We start from the raw sequence: 17682 nt of genomic DNA, 5'->3' as shown, positions 1-17682 counted from the left end.
GAGCGACCGAGGCCCATCATCCACGTCCGGCCGGATAGCGTGGAAAGACGATGACCACCACCCTCGCCGACCAACTCCGGGCGCTGCCCGACGAAGCGCTCGGCGCCCTGCTGCGCCTGCGCCCCGACCTCGTCGTACCCGTGCCGACCGACATCGGCGCGCTGGCCGCACGCGCCCAGTCGCGGGTCTCGGTGGCCCGGGCGCTCGACGGGCTCGACCGGTTCACGCTGCAGGTCCTGGACGCCGTACGCCTCGCCCGCACCGCCGACGAGGGCACCACCTCGGTCGAGTCCGTGCTGGCGCTGGCCGCCGTACCGGCGCAGGGCGTCGACGCGGCCACCGCCCGGGCCGCCCTCGACCGGCTCCGGGCCCGGTTCATCGTCTACGGCCCGGAAACCACGCTGCGGCTCGTCGACGCCGTCGACGAGGTCTGTTCGCCGTACCCGGCGGGGTTGGGGCGACCGGCCGCCGACCTCGACTCGCGCACGGCGGCCCTGGTCGCCGACCCGGCGCGGCTGCGCCGCACGGTGCTGGCCGCCCCGCAGCCGGCCCGGGCGGTCCTCGACCGGCTCGCCGCCGGCCCGCCGGTCGGCTCGCCCGCCACCGGTGCCGCCGTCGGCTGGCTGCTCGACAACGGGCTTCTCGTCACGATCACCGACGGGGCGTTCTCGGTCGACGCCGACGCCGTCGAACTGCCCCGCGAGGTCGGGCTGCTGCTGCGCCGCGACACCGGGGCGCTCGGGCCGCTGCATCCCCGGCCACCCGTCCCGGTCCCCGCCGGCCGGGAACCCAAGGCCGTCGACTCGGCCGGCGCCGGCCAGGCCATGGAGGTCATCCGGCACGTCGAGGCACTGGCCGAGGCGTTGGCCGCCGAGCCGGCACCGGTGTTGCGGTCCGGCGGGATCGGCGTACGCGAACTGCGCCGGCTGGCGAAGGCCGCCGGCCTCGACGACGCGCCGGCCGCGCTGCTGATCGAGGTCGGATACGCGGCCGGGCTGCTCGGCCCGGCCGACGTGCCCGGAGCGGGTGGTCGGGCCGGCGGCGACAGCCAGATCCTGCCGACCACCGGCTACGACGTGTGGCGGGTGCTGCCCCTGTCGGCCCGCTGGGAGCAGCTGGCCCGTGGCTGGCTCGGGATGCCCCGCCAGGCCGGCCTGGTGGGCCAGCGCGACGACCGGGACCGGCCGATCGCCGTACTGTCCACCGAGGTCGGGCGTGGTTCGGCACCGGCCGCCCGGCGGGCCGCGCTCGGTGTGCTCGCCGACCTCGCCCCCGGTGCCGCGCCGACCGCCGGCGAGGTGCTGGACCTGCTCGCCTGGGAAGCACCACGCCGTGGGCGCGGCCGCGAGTCGGCCTACCGGGACGCGCTGGCCGAGGCCGCCCAGCTCGGCGTGACCGGGCTCGGCGCGCTCACCAGCTTCGGGCGGGTGCTGCTCGCCGAGACGGCACCGGACCGGACGTCCACCGTCGAGGAGGACCCGCTGGGCGTACGGTCGACCGTCGGCAGCCCGGCCGACCTGCCGGCGGTGGCCCGGGCGCTCGACGGGCTGCTGCCCGCCCCGGTCGACCACCTGCTGGTGCAGGCCGACCTGACCGTGGTCGTACCCGGTCCGCCGGAACCGGCGCTCGCCGCCGAACTGGACGCCGTCGCCGAGCCCGAGTCAGCCGGCGGGGCCAGCGTCTACCGGGTCACCCCGGCCAGCGTCCGCCGTGCCCTCGACGCCGGATACTCCGCCGACGACCTGCACGCACTGTTCGGCCGCCGGTCGCGTACTCCGGTGCCGCAGGCGCTGCGTTACCTCGTCGACGACACCGCCCGCAAGCACGGCGGGCTGCGGGCCGGGCCGGCCGGGTCATACCTGCGCAGCGACGACGAGGCGCTGCTCACCCAGGCACTCGCCGACCGGCGGCTGACGGTGCTGGCGCTGCGCCGGTTGGCCCCGACCGTGCTGGTGACCCCGCACCAGGCCGGTCGGCTGCTGGCCACGCTCCGGGAGGCCGGCTACGCACCCGTGCCCGAGGACGCGAGCGGCGCCGCCGTGCTGTCCCGACCGAAGGTCCGCCGGGCACCGCTGCGTACGCCCGACCGGGGCGCCGACCCGCTGGCCGCGCCGGCCCTCACCCAGCCCCGGGTGCTGGGCATCGTCGAACAGCTCCGCCGCGGCGACGCCGCCGCCCGGGCGGCCCGCCGGGCGCCGGCGACGATGCGGACAGCGGGTGGGCGCAACGGCGAGCGGCTGACCACCGTGCAGGCCCACACCCAGGCGCTGGCGGTGCTGCAGCAGGCGGTCCGGGACCGGTCCCAGGTCTGGGTCGGATACGTCGACGCGCACGGCGGCACCACGTCGCGGCTGCTGCGACCGGTGTCGATCGGTGGCGGTTACCTGCGCGCGGAGGACGACCGGACGGAGACGTTGCACACGTTCGCCCTGCACCGGATCACCGCGGCGGTCGTCGAGGAGTGACCTGACCCGCTCATCGTCGGTGGCGGCGTGCCATCCCGACGATCGACACCAGCAGGAGCAGGGCGGATGCGGTGCCCAGCGCCTCGCCGACCGAGTCGACGAAGCCCTGCTGCTGGACCAGCCAGCCGAAGAGGAACCAGCCGAAGAGCAGTGCGGCGGCACAGCCGTACGCGACGATCGTGGCGCGCGACACCGGCGCCGGATCGTCGGACGTGGCGTACCCCGGCTCGGTTCGGCGGGCCGTCTCACCATCCACTGACATGCGCCCTCCCCGTCTCCACCAGCCGGTTTTATCCAGACTGGCAGCCGCACGGCGCTTCTGACAGGGTTTTCGCCCCGGAGTCCGCTCCGGGTTCGCCCCGTCAGGGCAGGTCGGACGGCCGGTGGGCGGCCGCCGCGGACCGGCACCGAACCGTCCCGTGCGTGCAACACTGGAGGGTCCTTTCCGCGCGGTCGAGGGGGAAAACCGGCGTGAACAGCGGTCCGCTGATCGTCCAGTCCGACAAGACTCTTCTGCTGGAGGTCGACCACCCCGACGCGCAGGCCTGCCGCATCGCGATCGCGCCGTTCGCCGAACTGGAGCGCTCGCCGGAGCACGTGCACACCTACCGGCTCACGCCGCTCGGGCTGTGGAACGCGCGGGCCGCCGGCCACGACGCCGAGGGCGTGGTCGACGCCCTGATCAAGTTCTCCCGCTATCCGGTACCGCACGCGTTGCTGGTGGACGTCGCCGAGACGATGGACCGGTACGGCCGGCTGCAACTGGTCAACCACCCCACCCACGGTCTGGTGCTGCGTGCCCTGGACCGGATGGTGCTGATCGAGGTGGCCAAGAGCAAGAAGCTTGCCGGCATGCTCGGTGCCAAGGTCGACGACGACACCCTGGTCGTGCACCCGTCCGAACGCGGACGGCTCAAGCAGGCACTGCTCAAGCTCGGCTGGCCGGCGGAGGACCTGGCCGGTTACGTCGACGGCGAGGCGCATCCGATCGACCTCGCCGAGGCCGGCAAGGACGGCCGGCCGGCCTGGACGCTGCGGTCCTACCAGCGTGAGGCGGTCGACACCTTCTGGGCCGGCGGCTCCGGCGTGGTCGTACTCCCCTGTGGCGCCGGCAAGACGCTGGTCGGGGCGGCGGCGATGGCCGAGGCGAAGGCGACCACGCTGATCCTGGTCACCAACACCGTCGCCGGCCGGCAGTGGAAGCGGGAACTGGTCGCCCGGACGTCGCTGACCGAGGACGAGATCGGCGAGTACTCCGGGGAACGCAAGGAGATCCGGCCGGTCACCATCGCGACGTACCAGGTGCTGACCTCGCGGCGTGGCGGCGCCTTCACCCACCTCGACCTCTTCAACGCCCGCGACTGGGGGCTGGTCGTCTACGACGAGGTGCACCTGCTGCCGGCGCCGATCTTCCGGTTCACCGCCGACCTGCAGGCCCGCCGCCGGCTCGGCCTGACCGCGACCCTGGTCCGCGAGGACGGCCGCGAGGGCGACGTCTTCTCCCTGATCGGGCCGAAGCGCTACGACGCGCCCTGGAAGGACATCGAGGCACAGGGCTGGATCGCCCCGGCCGAGTGCACCGAGGTACGGGTCACGCTGACCGACGCCGAACGGATGGCGTACGCGGTCGCCGAGCCGGAGGAGCGCTACCGGGTGGCGGCGACGGCGCGTACGAAGCTGCCCGTGGTCCGCCGCCTGGTCGAGCGGCACCACGGCGAGCAGGTGCTGGTCATCGGCGCCTACATCGAGCAGTTGCACCAGCTCGGCGAGTTCCTCGACGCGCCGATCGTGCAGGGGTCGACGACCAACAAGGAGCGGGAACGGCTCTTCGACGCGTTCCGCTCCGGCGAGGTGTCGACCCTGGTGATCTCCAAGGTGGGCAACTTCTCCATCGACCTGCCGGAGGCGGCGGTGGCGATCCAGGTCTCCGGCACGTTCGGGTCCCGGCAGGAAGAGGCACAGCGGCTCGGCCGGGTGCTGCGGCCAAAGTCCGACGGACGGCAGGCGCACTTCTACACGGTGGTGTCCCGGGACACGATTGACACCGAGTACGCCGCACACCGGCAGCGGTTCCTCGCCGAGCAGGGGTACGCGTACACGATCGTCGACGCCGACGACGTGCTCGGCCCGCCGCTGCCGTCGACAGACTGATCCGGGGATCGCCGAGGCGGGCGTGCGCGACGGGTGGCCGTGTCGGCGGCCGTGACTCGCGGATGGCCGTGGCGGGCGTTCGTGACTCGCGGATGGCCGTAGCGGGCCGCCGGCGCTGAGGGTGGGTGTCAGGCGCCGAGCACTCTGGCGCGGCGCGCGACGCGGTCGAGTTGCGGGTCGTCGCGGAGGACGTCGAGCAGCGGCCGGACCGGCACCTCTTCCGCCCCAGCGACCACCGGGACCGGCGTCGGCCGGGTCTCCAGCAGCCGTACCCGCAGCTCGGCCAGTGGTGTCCACCAGCGCAGCGGGCCGGGCCGGTTCGGGTCCCGGTCGGCGCCGACGAAGTCCCGCCACCGCTCGTTCCACCGCTCGCAGTTCGGCAAGGTGAAGATCCAGTCGGTCAACCGGGGCAGGTCGGCCGCGGCGACCGCGACGTCGGCGCGGGTCACCCGGACCGGCACGCCCTGCAACGCGGCGGCCAGTTCGCCGTCGATGACGTAGTCGAGGCCGCCGGACCAGCGCAGCAGGCTCCCGAGGTTGCCCAGCATGAACCGGATGTCGTCGTCCCGTTCCCGGCGGGCCACCGCGATGCTCTCGTCGAGATCGGCGTCGAGCGCTTCGACATCGGCCCGCACCTGGCAGCCGAGCGCCTCGAAGAGCCGTTCGACGACGGCCGTCGTCGGGGCGTAGAAGCCGGTCTCGAAACGGGAGACGCACTGCTGGGAGGTGCCGGCACGGGCCGCCAGCGCCCGCTGTGAAAGCCGCGCCCGCTCCCGTTCGAGGCGGAGCAGTTGCCCCAGCCGAAGATTGAGTCGCCCGGCCGGCGCCGCGGCGACGGCTCGGTCGTCACTCACCGCCTGATCGTGGCGCGGTCCGCCGTCGCGCGCCACCCTGCCTGCCCACCCTGTGGAAAACGCTGTGGATAACTCCAGCCGCTGGGGATTCGAGGCCTCGAAGGGGCTGGGTGCAGGCCTGTGGTGCGGGGCCGGGCTCGACCGGGCCGACGATCGACGGCGCCAGGGCCCGGGGGCGCACGGACCGGGCCGGGCCGGGACGCACGGGCCGGGCCGGGACGCACGGGCCGGGCCGGGACGCACGGGCCGGGCCGGGGCAGGTACTGCTGTTGCGGGCGACAGCGAATTCACTGTTTTAACACTGAATTCGCTGTGGACTCGGACAGCAGTGTTGGGCCCGGCCGGACAGCCGCCCGGGCAGGCTGCCGCCGGGGGGGTCCGGCGGCTCGGACAGCTATGTCCGCCCGGCCGAGAGCGCAACCGCGGAGGGCCGGGCTCCGGCTCCGCAAACTCAGGCGACCACCTGCGCCCGGGCCGGGGCCGCCGCCGGCTGCCGCTGCGTCGACCCTCCGCCGGTCGGTGGCGTCAGGTGGGGAGGGCGGGGCCGGGGGTGACGAGGTCGGCCATCAGATCGCCGTACCGGTCGACGCGGTCCAGGACCTCGGCGGCGGTGAACGGGCGGACGGCCCGGGCGTCGCCGTCGGCCGCCGCCTCGACCTCGGTCCAGGTCAGCGGGGTGGAGACGAAGGGTTGCGGTTCGGCGCGCAGCGAGTACGGTGCCACGGTCGTCTTGGCCGCGTTGTTCTGACTCCAGTCGATGAACACCTTGCCGGGGCGCAGGTTGCGGGCCATCTTCGAGGTGATCGACTTCGGTGCCGTCCGTTCCAGTTCCTCCGCGATCCGCCGGGCGTAGTCGCTGACCACCTCGGCGGACTGCCCGGCGGAGATCGGGCAGCACAGTTGCATGCCCTTCTTGCCCGACGTCTTGGGCTGGCTGACCAGGCCGTCGGCGGCTAGGCGTTCGCGCAGCAACAGCGCGACGCCGCAGCACTCGCGCAGGCCGGCCGGGCGACCCGGGTCGAGGTCGACCACCATCAGGTCGGGGTGGGTGCCGATCCGCCACTGCGGGGTGTGCAACTCCAGGGCGGCCAGGTTGGCGAGCCAGACCAGGGTCGGCAGGTCGTCGGCGACCACGTAGTCGATTTTCTCCCGGTTCTTGGTTGAACCGGGTGCCGGCAGGCGCTCGGTCCGCACCCAGTCCGGAGTGCTCGCCGGGGCGTTCTTCTCGAAGAAGAACTGCTGGTCGACGCCGTTGGGATAGCGGATGCGGGTCAGTGCGCGGTCGCGCAGGTGTGGCAGCAGGACCGGCGCGACGCGGGTGTAGTAGTCGATCACCTCACCCTTGGTGAACCCGCTCGCCGGGTAGAGCACCTTGTCGAGGTTGGACAGGTCGAGTTCGCGGTCGCCGACCTCGACCCTGATCCGGTCACCACTCGCCATCGACGTCCTCCGGTCGCAGGTCGGGGCGGCGCCGCAGGAAGCGGGGGAAGCGCAGCCGGCCGTCGGGGGTGCGCTGGCCGTACTTCACCTCCACGACCACCTCGGGGCGTACCCAGTGGGCGCCCCGGGCGTCCTCGCGCGACACTCCAGGGGCGAACGGTGAGGCGTCGGCGCGGCGCGGTTCGAGTTCGGCGAGCAGGTCGCGCTCGGCGGCCGCCCCGATGCCGCCGCCGACCCGGCCCCGGTAGGTGAGCCGCCCGTCCGGGCCGGGCACCCCGACCAGCAGCCCGCCGAGCCGGCGGGCGCCGGGTCGCCAGCCGCCGACGACGAAGTCGGCGGTCACCTCGACCTTGGTCTTGACCCAGTCGGGGGTACGCACCCCCGCACGGTAGGCGGAGTCGAGCCGTTTGGCGACGACTCCCTCCAGGCCGTGTTCGCGGGCGGCGGCGTAGGTCGCGGGGCCGTCGGTGAACGTCGGAGGTACCGCCCAGCGTGGTCCTGCGAGGTCCAGCCCGTCCAGTTCCGCGCGCCGCTCCCGATAGGTCCGTCCGGTCAGGTCCACGCCCCGCAGCCGGAGCAGGTCGAAGATCATGTACATCGCCGGAACGGTCGCCGCCAGCCGCGCCGCGCGGCCCGGGTCGCGTACGTGCATCCGCTCGGCCAGCGCGGTGAACGACGGCACGCCACCCTCGTCGAGCACGACGATCTCGCCGTCGAACTGGACGTCGTCGAACAGCCTGGTCAGGGCGGTGAACTCGGGGTAGGCGACGGTGATCTCGACCCCGGACCGGGCGAAGAACCGGCCGCCGCCGGCGGCGACGTCGGCCAGCGCCCGGACGCCGTCCCACTTGAACTCGTAGCCCCAGCCGGGGCCGGTGGGCAGGTCGCCGGTGACGGCGAGCATCGGCTTACGCGGCGGGGCCGGCACCTGCCCATCGTAGGACGAATCCGGCCTGGCCAGGCCACACATCCGCCAGCCGTCGGAGGGAAACCCTCCCGCTCGGCGCCCCCCGGTGCGATCCTGGTCTATACCGGGCTGCTCCGGCCCCGGTACGGCGGATTTCCACAGGTCAGGCCGGGTATCTCCAGCGGTGGAGCCGGGTAAGGAGCGACATGCGGGCTATCTGGAAGGGTGCCGTCTCGTTCGGTCTTGTCTCGATCGCGGTCAAGCTCTACTCGGCCACCGAGGAAAAGGACATCCGCTTCCATCAGGTGCACCGCGAGGACGGCGGCCGGATCCGCTACAAGCGCACCTGCTCGATCTGCGGGGAAGAGGTCAAGTACGACGACATCGCCAAGGGCTACGACATCGGCGGTGGCGAGATGGTGATCCTCACCGACGAGGACTTCGCCGACCTGCCGCTGACCACCTCGCACGCCATCGACGTCATGGAGTTCGTGCCCGCCGAGCAGGTCGACCCGATCCTCTACAACAAGGCGTACTTCCTGGAACCCGAGGGTGCGGCCACCAAGCCGTACGTGCTGCTGCGCGACGCGCTGACCGACTCCGACCGGGTCGCGATCGTCAAGGTGGCGCTGCGGCAGCGCGAACAGCTCGCCACGCTACGGGTCCGCGAAGGCGTACTGCTGCTCAACACGATGTTGTGGCCGGACGAGATCCGTAAGCCGTCGTTCGGTTTCCTCGACGACGACATCCAGGTCCGCCCGCCGGAACTGGCGATGGCCAGTTCGCTGATCGACTCGATGGCCGGCGACTTCGAACCCGACGCGTTCACCGACGACTACCGCGCCGCGTTGCAGGAGGTCATCGACGCCAAGGTGGAAGGCCGCGAGGTCGTACAGCCCGAAGAGGTGGAGGAGGCGCCGGCGGCCGCCGTCGACCTGATGGCGGCGCTGCGGGCCTCGGTCGAGCGGGCCAGGGTCGCCCGGGGCGAACCCGCCGAGGAGGCGCCGAAGAAGGCCCCGGCCAAGAAGGCGGCGAAGAAGGCGGCGCCCCGGAAGGCCGCGAAGAAGACGGCGGCCAAGAAGGCGGGGTCCGCCCGGACCCCGACCCGCAAGACCGCCTGACCGCCGTCCCGGCCCGGAGGGCTCAGCCCTGACCGAGGCGCTCGGTCGGCGTGATCCGTACGATCACCCGCTGCTCGCCCGGCTTCCGCATCGGATACGTCGGCTGGCCCAGGTATTTCTGTGCCATCTTGTCGATGTGCTCGTCGGCACCCTCGTCGACGAACTCGGCCGTCCCCTTCACCCACAGCGTCCGGTAGTCGTTGTTCTTGTCCACCACCGACACCGCCACCCGCGGGTCGCGCAGGATGTTGTCGTATTTCACCCGGCCCTTGGCCGTGTTGAAGATGATCCGTTCCCCGTCGGTGTCCACCCACACCGGCGTGACGTGCGGCGAGCCGTCGGCCTCGATGGTGGCGACGTGGGCGAGGTGTGGCTCGTTGAGCAGGGCGACATCGGCCTCGGTCAGAATCGACATGGACCCGAATCTACAGCGACCGCGAGAAGGGCGACGGCGGTTGACGGATCAGCCGATCAAGGTCACCCGGTCGCGGGTGCTCGCCTACCGGGTGGCGGCGCAGCAGCTCGACCGGGCCGGCGGCGGCGACCCGGCCGCACTCGCCGTGCTCGACCTCGGCGTGCAGGACACGCCGTACGGGTCGGCCCGCCAGGCCCGGGACCGCGAACTGCTGCTGCCCGACCGGCAACGGCAGCGGCAGGTCTGGCGGGCGGTCGCGGCACCGGGCGCGTTGCTCGTCGACGGCGAGATCGCCGGCACCTGGCGGGCCCGGCTGGCCAACCGCAAGCGCCTCGACGTCACCGTGACCCCGTTCGAACCGCTGTCGGCCAAGGTGCGCCGGAAAGCCGAGGTGGAGGCCGAGCGGCTGGCCGCCGTACGTGGCGTGCCCGACGTGCTCCTGACCGTCGACTGAGCGGGCGCGGCCCGGTCAGGGGCAGGCGGTGGCTCGCAGCGGGCCCGGTGCCGGCTGGCCGTCCAGCGAGGTCGGGTCGACGCTCCAGGCCCGGGCCAGCCGCATGACGTCGTCCTCGGCGACGAGGATGTCGGTGTCGGTGTCGACCTCCGGTGGCAGGCCGATCGCCCGTTCGGCGTCGTCGGGGTCGCCGCGCCACTCGGTGACCTCGCCGGTCTCGCCGATGTAGCCGAACGCCCGGACCGACACGCCGTCGACGGCACGTTCCCAGCGGTGCACCTCGGACACCCGGTAGGTGGCGAAGAACTGCACCTCGGTCTGCATGATCGCGGACAGTTCGATGACGTCGACGGCGGAGCGCGGGCCGAGCAGCCAGCGTCCGGTGGCCAGCAGCCAGTGTGAGACACGGGCGCCGGGCAGCGGCGGGGTGAGCACCAGCCGGTCGTCGGTCAGGTAGGCCAGGTCGATGCCGTCCCGCCAGGGCACGGTGCCCAGGTCACGCAGTCCGAGTACGGTGACCACCGCCGCCGGGTCGCCGTCCCGGACCGCGAGCCACGCCTGCTTGTAACCGAACCCGACCATGGTCTCACCCATGCCCCGCACGTTACCGATCGCGCACCCCGCCCACTGCCCAGTCCGGCGGGCCGCCGCGCGGTCATCGGCCGCCTCTAAGGTGATCTGATGGCGTACCTTCCGTGGGCGGAGTCCTACCTGGGGCAGCTTCGCGCGCTTGCCGGCGACCGCACCCTGATGTTCGTCGGGTCGCGGGCCGTGGTCCGTGACGACGGTGGCCGGGTGCTGCTGATCGAGCGCTCGGACAACGGGATCTGGGCGTTGCCGGCCGGGGCGATGGAGCTGGGCGAGTCGATTTCGGACTGCGTGATACGTGAGGTGTGGGAAGAGACCGGGCTGACCGCGACCGAGGTGACGCCGTTCGCGTTCTACACCGGCCCGGACTACACCCACACCAACATGTACGGCCACAACTACCAGCTCTTCGTGGTCGCCTTCCGGGTCGACCGATGGGCGGGCGAGCTGGCCCGGATGACGACGGAGAGCACCGACGCCGGCTTCTTCGCCGCCGACGCCGTACCCGCGCCGATCTCCCCGGTGGTGGCCGAGGTCCTCGCCGACCTGGCGACGTTCGAGGAGACGGGCCAACTGCTGATGAAGTGAGCGGCCAGCGTGAGCGAGCGAAGCGAGTAGGCGTCAGATCATCGTCTGCGACTTGGCTTCCATCTCGGCGGCGGCGTCGTCGTGCGGCTCCTTGCGCAGGGCGTCGTCGCTGGCCGCGGGCATGGCGCCGCGCAGTTCGTGGTCGGGCAGCAGGACGGTGACCGCGACGGCGACGATGGCGATCAGCCCGGCGACCAGGAAGACGACGTGCAGCGAGTCGACGAACGACTCCTGGACGGCGGCCCGGATCGGGTCCGGTAGGGCGAGGATCACCGAGGGCTCGTTGACCGAGAAGCTCGTGCTGGAGGCGCCGGCGAAGGCCGCCGCCTGCTCGGGCGGGAGCTGGGCGATCGCCCCCGGCATCCGGTCGGCCAGTTCGGTGGTGAGCCGGGCGGACAGCACCGCGCCGAGGATCGCGACGCCGAACGAGCCGCCGAGCGAGCGGAAGAAGGTGACCGCGGACGTGCCGGCGCCGAGGTCGCGGGGTGGTACGCCGTTCTGTACGGCGAGGACCAGCGACTGCATGCACAGGCCCAGGCCGACGCCGATGACGACCATGAACCCGAAGGCGAGCCAGAGTGAGGTGTCGACCTCCAGGCGGGTGAAGAGCAGCATGCCGACCAGCAGTACGACGGAGCCGGCCACCGGGAACCACTTGTAGCGGCCCCGGCGGCTCATCGCCCGGCCGGAGAGCACCGAGGTGACGATGACGCCGGCCATCATCGGCAGCATCAGCAGGCCGCTGCGGGTGGGTGAGGCGCCCTTGACGATCTGGAGATAGAGCGGGATGAAGATGATCGACCCGAACATCACCAGGCCGAGCACGAAGCCGGCGGCGTTGGCCAGGGCGAAGGTCGGGATGCGGAAGAACCGCAACGAGAGGATGGGTTCGGCGACCCGGGATTCCTGGAACAGGAACAGCAGCGACAGCACGCCACCGGCGACGAACAGGCCGATGATGACCGGCGAACCCCAGGCGTACTCGTTGCCGCCCCAGCTCAGGGCGAGCAGCAGGCAGCTCACGGCGGCGACCATGAGGGCCGCGCCGAGCCAGTCGACCGCGTGGTCCCGGCGCTGGAACGGGACCAACTTCATGACCTGATAGCAGACGAGGATGGCGACCACGCCGAGCGGAACGTTGATGAAGAAGATCCACCGCCAGTCGGTCTCGGCGAAGTACCCGCCGACCAGCGGGCCGGCGACCGAGGAGACGCCGAAGACCGCGCCGAACAGCCCCTGGTAGCGGCCGCGCTCCCGGGGCGACACCACGTCGGAGATGATCGTGAAGGCGAGTGTCATCAGGCCGCCGGCGCCGATGCCCTGGATGCCCCGGGTGACGATGAGCTGGGTCATGTCCTGGGCGAAGCCGGCGAGCAGCGAGCCGAGGACAAAGGTGCCGATGGAGAAGAGGAAGACCGGCCGGCGGCCGTAGAGGTCGGCCATCTTGCCGTAGAGCGGGGTGGAGGCGGTGGATGCCAGCAGGTAGGCGGTCACCACCCAGGAGTAGTGGTTGATCCCGCCCAGCTCGCCGACGATGGTCGGCAGGGCGGTGCCGACGATGGTCTGGTCGAGCGCGGCGAGCAGCATGCCGGTCATCAGCCCGACCATCAGCAGCAGGATCTGCCGGTGGGTCAGCCGCGGCGTGGCGGTCTGGTCGACGGTGGTCATGGTGCGTTCTCCCCGTTGTTCGCCGGTGCCGGCACGGCGGGCGGTACGGCTATCGATTCGTTGAGGCGGGCGAACAGGCGGGCGAACTCGTCGCGCTCGTCCGGTGTCCAGTCGGCGAGGGCGTCGCGCAGGGCGGCCACCCACTGTGCGCGGTAGCGCCGGTAGGACTCGACGCCGGTGGCGGTGGCGGTGATGACGCTCGCCCGGCGGTCGGCGGGATCGGGGCTACGGGTCACCAGTCCTCTGGTCTCCAGGGCGGTGACCTGACGGCTGACCGTCGACAGGTCGAGTTCGAGGTCTTCGGCGAGCGCGGTGAGCCGGGCGGGGCCGGCGGAGCCGAGCCGGCTCAGCAGCGTGTAGGCGGACCGCTCCAGGCCCTGGTCGGGACGCAGCCGCTGGTAGAGCAGGTTGACCCGCCGGTAGAACAGCCCGATCGACCGGCCGAGTTCAACGTATCCGGCGTCCGGGTCGTGTGTCGTCTGCATCGCCACCCCAAAAGCTTGCTTGCTACAAGCACTCTGCCATCAGCGACGCTGGCTTACCCACGGAACCGGTTGTGATACGGCCCATGGAAAACCCGCTCGACACGGCGCCCGGCGGTCGGTCAACATCTCGTGCGTGAAATGGGGACTGTTCCGGCGCGTGGCGCTGGACGTCACCCCGCTGAAGACCTCACGCGACTACCGGTTCCAGTTCGCCGCCAGCGGAATCTCCGCGTTCGGGGCGTTCATCGCCTACGTCACGATCCCCTACCAGGTCTTCCTGATCACCGACGATCCGCTGTTGGTGGGCCTGATCGGCGTCTTCGAACTCGTACCGCTGCTCTTCATGGCCTTCGTCGGCGGCGCGCTCGCCGACTACCTCGACCGGCGGCTGATCGTCATCGGCGGCGAGGTCGCCTTCACCGCGCTCTGCGGGGTGCTGCTGCTCAACTCGCTGTCCGACGAGCCGCACCTGTGGCTGCTCTACCTGGTCGCCGCGCTGACCGCGGCGGTCGACGGCGTACAGCGCCCGGCGATGGAGAGCCTGACGCCGCGGCTGGTCAAGCCCGAGGAGATCCCGGCCGCCAGCTCGCTCAACGCGCTACGGATGCAGGTGGCCCAACTCGGCGGACCGGGTGTCGCCGGCATTCTCATCGCCTCGGTCGACCTGACCTGGGTGTACGCCATCACCATGGGCACCCTGGCCGTGTCACTGGTCTTCCTGACCCTGATCAGGGCGGTGCCGCCGCCACCGGACGCCGACCGGCCGTCGCTGCGGTCGGTGGTGACCGGCCTGCGGTACGCCCGCAGCCGCCCCGAACTGCTCGGCACCTACCTGGTCGACATCAACGCGATGTTCTTCGGCATGCCGCAGGCGCTGTATCCGTTCATGGCGGAGAAGTTCGGCGGCCCGGCGGTGCTCGGCCTGCTCTACGCGGCCCCGGCGGTGGGCTCGCTGGTCGCCACGGTCAGCTCGGGCTGGACCAGGTACGTGCACCGGCACGGGCTGATGGTCGTGCTCGCGGCCGGGGCGTGGGGTCTGGCGATCATCGGCTTCGGGGTGGTCGACACGCTCTGGCTGGCGGTGCTCTTCCTCGCCCTGGCCGGTGCCGCCGACATGATCTCCGGCCTCTTCCGCATGATCATCTGGAACCAGACCATCCCCGACCACCTGCGCGGCCGGCTCGCCGGCATCGAGATGCTGTCGTACACGACCGGCCCACTGCTGGGGCAGCTCCGCTCCGGCCTGTCCGCCCGCTGGCTCGGCATCAACGGCTCGATCGTCTCCGGCGGGGTGCTCTGCGTGCTCGGCACCGTGGCCCTGGCCGCCCTGATGCCGTCGTTCCTGCGCTACGACGGGCGCGAGGGACGGGCCCGCAAGGAGGCCGAGGACGCGGCCTGGGCGGCAAAGGCGGGCAGCGGCCCAGCCCCGTCCTGACCCGGCGGGGCCGCCCCGGGAGCCGACCGGCGCCCGGGACGGCCCCACGGCAGGCTCAGCTACGTGCCCCGGCGAACTCCTTGACGATCGTGCGGCAGAAGGCCGGCAGGTCGTCCGGCTTCCGGCTGGTCACCAGCCCCCGGTCGACGAAACACTCCTCGTCCACCCAGGTGGCCCCGGCGTTCGTCAGATCCGTACGCAGGGTCGGCCACGAGGTCAGCGTGCGCCCCTCGACCACCCCGGCGTCGATGAGCGTCCACGGCGCGTGGCAGATGGCGGCGACGGGTTTGCCCGCGTCGAAGAACCCCCGGACGAACCGCCGTACGTCGGTGTCCGTACGCAGGAAGTCCGGGTTCGCCACGCCGCCGGGCAGCACCAGGGCGTCGTAGTCGGCGACATCGGCGTCGGCCACCACCCGGTCGACCCCGTGGGTGCCGCCCTTGTCGAGGTGCTCGAACGCCTGGATGGTGCCGGAACTCAACGAGATCAGGTCGGCCGTCGCACCGGCCTCCTCGACCGCCGCCCGCGGCTCGGTCAGTTCGATCTCCTCGACGCCGTCGGTGGCGAGGAAGGCGATCCGGCGGCCCTGAAGTGTCGTACCCATGGTTGATCTCCCGTCTCGTCGGTGGCTCCCTTTTTCAATCTCCGCAGGTCGGTGGCCCAAACACCGGCCCGCGTCGTCCGCCTCACGTTTGACCCGCGGCACCGGCGGGGATGCGCAGCGGCATGTCAGAGGTCGCCGCCGTCGTCGACAACTGGGTTGACCGGGAGGTGCTGGTCGTCGGCGACGCCATGCTCGACGAGTGGCGGTTCGCCGACACCGACCGGCTCTGCCGCGAGGCGCCCGCCCCCGTACTCACCCTGCGGCACCGGCTGGCGAGCGCCGGCGGGGCGGCGAACACGGCCGTCAACGTCGCCGCGCTCGGCGCCCGGGCCACCCTGGTCGCGCCGGTCGGCGCGGACACCGCCGGCGGCGAGGTCCGCGCCTGCCTGGACCGGGCCGGGGTACGTGACCACACCCTGCTCCGCCCCGGCCACCCCACCCCGGTCAAGCGCCGCCTGCTCGCCGCCGACCAGATCCTGGTACGGGAGGACGAGGGCGGGCCGACCGGGCCGCTGCCGGACGACGCCGTACGGCTGCTCCTCGACGCGCTGGCCGATACCGTCGACGAGGTCACCGGCCCCGGCGCCGCCCTGGTGATCTGCGACTACGGGCTGGGCGCGCTGCCCGGGCCGGTACGCGCCTGGCTGCTCGCCCACCGGCACCGCTTCGACACCGTCGCGCTCGACGCGCACGACCTGACCCCCTGGGGCGGCCTCGCCCCGACGGTGGTGACCCCGAGCCTCGGCGAGGCACACGCGGCGCTGCGGCCCGGTTCCGGGCCACCCCCCGGCAGCCCGCCGGGGCCGGCCGCCGGGTCGGCGGAGCGGGTGGCGCTGGCCGAGTCGTACCTGCCGGAGTTGCGCCGACGGACCGGGGCCGACGTCGTCGCGCTCACCCTCGACGTCGACGGGGCCGTGGTCAGCGACGGGGTCGGGAGCCCGTACCGCAGCCATGCCGACCCGGTGCCGGCGAGCCACGCGGTCGGTGCCGGCGACGTCTACCTGGCCGCGATCACCCTGGCCCTGACCACCGGGGTGCCGGCCGGGGTCGCCGCCGGGATCGCGCAGTCGGCCGCCAGCCGCACCCTGGACGGTCCCGGCACCTGCGTCTGCGACCGGGACCGGCTGGTCGCCGCGCCCGGCCCGACCGGCACCACCCGGCGTCCGGTCGTCGACGCCGCCGCCCTGGTCGCCGCGGTCGACCGGCGGCGGACGGCCGGCGCCCGGATCGTCTTCACCAACGGCTGCTTCGACATGCTGCACCGCGGCCACGTCCGGTTCCTCGAACAGGCGGCCGAACTCGGCGACGTGCTCGTGGTGGCGGTCAACTCCGACGACAGCGTCCGCCGGCTGAAGGGGCGCGACCGGCCGGTGAACGCGGTCGAGGACCGGGTCGCCGTGCTCGCCGCGCTGTCGTGTGTGGACCACGTGGTGACCTTCGCCGCGGACTCGCCGGCCGACCTGCTGCGCGCGGTCCGGCCCGAGGTGTACGTCAAGGGCGGCGACTACCCGCCCGATCTGGTCCCCGAGGCTCCCCTGGTCCGTGGGCTCGGCGGCGAGGTACGGATCCTCGGGTACGTACCGGACCGCTCCACCTCGGCGATCATCGAGCGGATCCGGTCCAGGAGCAGGGTTGGCAGCCTTGACCCGGCCGATTGACCCCGGCGAGCCGGCCGCCTTCCGGGCCGGCCGGCTGCTCGACGTGCTCATCCCGACCCGGAACCGGCCCGCCGAACTGGCCACCACGCTGTCCGGGCTGGCCGGACAGCCCGGCCCGGCCGGATTCGGGGTGCTGGTCAGCGACCAGTCCGACGGCGAGCCGTCATGGGCGCATCCGGCAGCCGCCGCGATGGCCCGGGTGCTGCGCCACCGTGGCCATCCGGTGCTGCTGGCCCGGCATCTGCCGGCGCGGGGCATGGCCGAGCAGCGGGCCTTCCTGCTCGCCGGTTCGGCGGCCCGCTACGTGCTCTTCCTCGACGACGACGTGTGGCTCGAACCCGGGGCGGTGGACCGGCTGGTCACCGCCATCGGGCGGCTCGGCTGCGGCTTCGTCGGCAACGCCGTACAGGGACTGTCCTATCTGGATGACCTGCGGCCGGCGGAACAGGCGGCGTACGAGGAGTGGCCCGGCCGGCCGGAACCCGAACGGATCCGTTCCGGCGGGCCCGGCTGGGACCGGTGGCGGCTGCATTCCGCCGCCAACCTGCTGCACATCGCCGACCGGCTCGGCCTCGGCCCCGGGCAGTGGCGGGCCTACAAGGTCGCCTGGATCGGCGGCTGCGTCCTCTTCGACCGGGCCGGGCTCGTCCGCGCCGGCGGGTTCGACTTCTGGCCCCGGGTGCCCGCCGACCATCAGGGCGAGGACGTGGCCGCGCAGCTACGGGTGATGGAGCGCGACGGCGCGGCGGGCGTGCTGCCCAGCGGCGCCTTCCACCTGGAGTCGCCGACCACGCTCACCGACCGGGGCGTGGAGTGCTGGCAGGTGGTGCTCGGCGACGGGGCCGGCGC

Annotated in this window: 16 protein-coding genes and 1 pseudogene; 8 read left to right on the top strand and 9 right to left on the bottom strand. The window is 72.7% G+C overall.

The genetic code is table 11. The features are described 5' to 3' along the window. Positions 1–50 precede the first annotated feature (50 nt). Positions 51–2465 (top strand): helicase-associated domain-containing protein, encoded by a 2415-nt coding sequence (locus QCD66_RS01870; RefSeq protein WP_375734980.1) that lies wholly within the window; start codon positions 51–53, stop codon positions 2463–2465. 10 nt (positions 2466–2475) lie between these two features. On the opposite strand, the gene QCD66_RS01865 is transcribed toward QCD66_RS01870, so the two are convergent. After that, positions 2476–2727 carry a hypothetical protein gene (locus QCD66_RS01865; protein WP_364214540.1) on the bottom strand — a complete coding sequence of 84 codons (252 nt, stop codon included), beginning with the start codon at positions 2725–2727 and terminating at the stop codon, positions 2476–2478. 209 nt (positions 2728–2936) lie between these two features. Between QCD66_RS01865 and QCD66_RS01860 the strand changes: the two genes are divergently transcribed. Next, a complete protein-coding gene (locus tag QCD66_RS01860) occupies positions 2937–4616 on the top strand; it encodes a DNA repair helicase XPB (protein ID WP_375734981.1) in 1680 nt (559 codons plus the stop codon). 128 nt (positions 4617–4744) lie between these two features. On the opposite strand, the gene QCD66_RS01855 is transcribed toward QCD66_RS01860, so the two are convergent. From QCD66_RS01855 to ligD (QCD66_RS01845), 3 genes are all read right to left on the bottom strand, one after another. Further along, positions 4745–5470: a helix-turn-helix domain-containing protein gene (locus QCD66_RS01855; protein WP_375734982.1), complete on the bottom strand. Its 726-nt coding sequence runs from the start codon at positions 5468–5470 to the stop codon at positions 4745–4747. Positions 5471–5995: 525 nt separating this feature from the next. Further along, on the bottom strand, positions 5996–6910 hold the full coding sequence (ligD, locus tag QCD66_RS01850) for a non-homologous end-joining DNA ligase (protein WP_364214549.1): 915 nt from the start codon (positions 6908–6910) through the stop codon (positions 5996–5998). Then, entirely contained in the window at positions 6897–7838 is a 942-nt protein-coding gene (ligD, locus tag QCD66_RS01845) for a non-homologous end-joining DNA ligase (RefSeq protein WP_364214552.1), read from the bottom strand. The genes ligD (QCD66_RS01850) and ligD (QCD66_RS01845) overlap by 14 nt, the downstream gene beginning before the upstream one ends. A gap of 185 nt (positions 7839–8023) precedes the next feature. Between ligD (QCD66_RS01845) and QCD66_RS01840 the strand changes: the two genes are divergently transcribed. Then, on the top strand, positions 8024–8938 hold the full coding sequence (locus QCD66_RS01840; RefSeq protein ID WP_357538244.1) for a Ku protein: 915 nt from the start codon (positions 8024–8026) through the stop codon (positions 8936–8938). A 22-nt stretch (positions 8939–8960) separates the two neighbouring features. On the opposite strand, the gene QCD66_RS01835 is transcribed toward QCD66_RS01840, so the two are convergent. Continuing rightward, positions 8961–9353: a PPOX class F420-dependent oxidoreductase gene (locus QCD66_RS01835; protein ID WP_364214555.1), complete on the bottom strand. Its 393-nt coding sequence runs from the start codon at positions 9351–9353 to the stop codon at positions 8961–8963. A gap of 40 nt (positions 9354–9393) precedes the next feature. Between QCD66_RS01835 and QCD66_RS01830 the strand changes: the two genes are divergently transcribed. Further along, positions 9394–9807, top strand: a complete 414-nt coding sequence (locus tag QCD66_RS01830) for a DNA glycosylase AlkZ-like family protein (RefSeq protein WP_375734984.1) — start codon at positions 9394–9396, stop codon at positions 9805–9807. 15 nt (positions 9808–9822) lie between these two features. Here QCD66_RS01830 and QCD66_RS01825 read toward each other — a convergent pair whose 3' ends face one another. Further along, complete coding sequence (locus QCD66_RS01825; protein WP_375734985.1) at positions 9823–10401, bottom strand: hypothetical protein; 579 nt, start codon at positions 10399–10401, stop codon at positions 9823–9825. A gap of 87 nt (positions 10402–10488) precedes the next feature. Here QCD66_RS01825 and QCD66_RS01820 point away from each other — a divergent pair, with 87 nt between their 5' ends. Beyond that, the gene (locus tag QCD66_RS01820; RefSeq protein ID WP_375734986.1) at positions 10489–10983 is read left to right on the top strand and encodes an NUDIX domain-containing protein; all 495 of its coding nucleotides are present in this window, start codon (positions 10489–10491) and stop codon (positions 10981–10983) included. Between the two features lie 33 nt (positions 10984–11016). On the opposite strand, the gene QCD66_RS01815 is transcribed toward QCD66_RS01820, so the two are convergent. Then, complete coding sequence (locus QCD66_RS01815; protein WP_364214567.1) at positions 11017–12651, bottom strand: MDR family MFS transporter; 1635 nt, start codon at positions 12649–12651, stop codon at positions 11017–11019. Continuing rightward, complete coding sequence (locus QCD66_RS01810) at positions 12648–13136, bottom strand: MarR family winged helix-turn-helix transcriptional regulator (protein ID WP_375734987.1); 489 nt, start codon at positions 13134–13136, stop codon at positions 12648–12650. The genes QCD66_RS01815 and QCD66_RS01810 overlap by 4 nt, the downstream gene beginning before the upstream one ends. A gap of 133 nt (positions 13137–13269) precedes the next feature. Between QCD66_RS01810 and QCD66_RS01805 the strand changes: the two genes are divergently transcribed. Continuing rightward, on the top strand, positions 13270–14571 hold the full coding sequence (locus QCD66_RS01805; RefSeq protein ID WP_375734988.1) for an MFS transporter: 1302 nt from the start codon (positions 13270–13272) through the stop codon (positions 14569–14571). A gap of 55 nt (positions 14572–14626) precedes the next feature. On the opposite strand, the gene QCD66_RS01800 is transcribed toward QCD66_RS01805, so the two are convergent. Next, entirely contained in the window at positions 14627–15175 is a 549-nt protein-coding gene (locus QCD66_RS01800) for a type 1 glutamine amidotransferase domain-containing protein (protein ID WP_364214576.1), read from the bottom strand. Positions 15176–15297: 122 nt separating this feature from the next. Between QCD66_RS01800 and rfaE2 the strand changes: the two genes are divergently transcribed. Then, positions 15298–16833, top strand: coding sequence for a D-glycero-beta-D-manno-heptose 1-phosphate adenylyltransferase (gene rfaE2 / locus QCD66_RS01795; protein ID WP_375734989.1), 1536 nt, complete (start codon positions 15298–15300; stop codon positions 16831–16833). Beyond that, positions 16817–17665, top strand: a pseudogene (locus QCD66_RS01790) (glycosyltransferase family 2 protein); the annotation flags it as partial. The gene rfaE2 and the pseudogene QCD66_RS01790, both read left to right, overlap by 17 nt. Positions 17666–17682: the final 17 nt, after the last annotated feature.

It is taken from the genome of Polymorphospora sp. A560, assembly GCF_045781765.1.
GTDB classification, from domain to species: Bacteria; Actinomycetota; Actinomycetes; order Mycobacteriales; family Micromonosporaceae; genus Polymorphospora; species Polymorphospora lycopeni.
The sequence above is the reverse complement of the archived record's forward strand: the minus strand, read 5'-3'. Positions and strand labels throughout refer to the sequence as shown.

Excerpts from the sequence above, each read along its gene's own strand:
- QCD66_RS01870 (WP_375734980.1), top strand. The coding sequence starts at position 51 with ATGACCACCACCCTCGCCGACCAACTCCGGGCGCTGCCCGACGAAGCG.
- QCD66_RS01865 (WP_364214540.1), bottom strand. The coding sequence starts at position 2,727 with ATGTCAGTGGATGGTGAGACGGCCCGCCGAACCGAGCCGGGGTACGCC.
- ligD (WP_364214549.1), bottom strand. The coding sequence starts at position 6,910 with ATGGCGAGTGGTGACCGGATCAGGGTCGAGGTCGGCGACCGCGAACTC.
- QCD66_RS01840 (WP_357538244.1), top strand. The coding sequence starts at position 8,024 with ATGCGGGCTATCTGGAAGGGTGCCGTCTCGTTCGGTCTTGTCTCGATC.
- QCD66_RS01835 (WP_364214555.1), bottom strand. The coding sequence starts at position 9,353 with ATGTCGATTCTGACCGAGGCCGATGTCGCCCTGCTCAACGAGCCACAC.
- QCD66_RS01825 (WP_375734985.1), bottom strand. The coding sequence starts at position 10,401 with ATGGGTGAGACCATGGTCGGGTTCGGTTACAAGCAGGCGTGGCTCGCG.
- QCD66_RS01820 (WP_375734986.1), top strand. The coding sequence starts at position 10,489 with ATGGCGTACCTTCCGTGGGCGGAGTCCTACCTGGGGCAGCTTCGCGCG.
- QCD66_RS01815 (WP_364214567.1), bottom strand. The coding sequence starts at position 12,651 with ATGACCACCGTCGACCAGACCGCCACGCCGCGGCTGACCCACCGGCAG.
- QCD66_RS01810 (WP_375734987.1), bottom strand. The coding sequence starts at position 13,136 with ATGCAGACGACACACGACCCGGACGCCGGATACGTTGAACTCGGCCGG.
- QCD66_RS01800 (WP_364214576.1), bottom strand. The coding sequence starts at position 15,175 with ATGGGTACGACACTTCAGGGCCGCCGGATCGCCTTCCTCGCCACCGAC.
- rfaE2 (WP_375734989.1), top strand. The coding sequence starts at position 15,298 with ATGTCAGAGGTCGCCGCCGTCGTCGACAACTGGGTTGACCGGGAGGTG.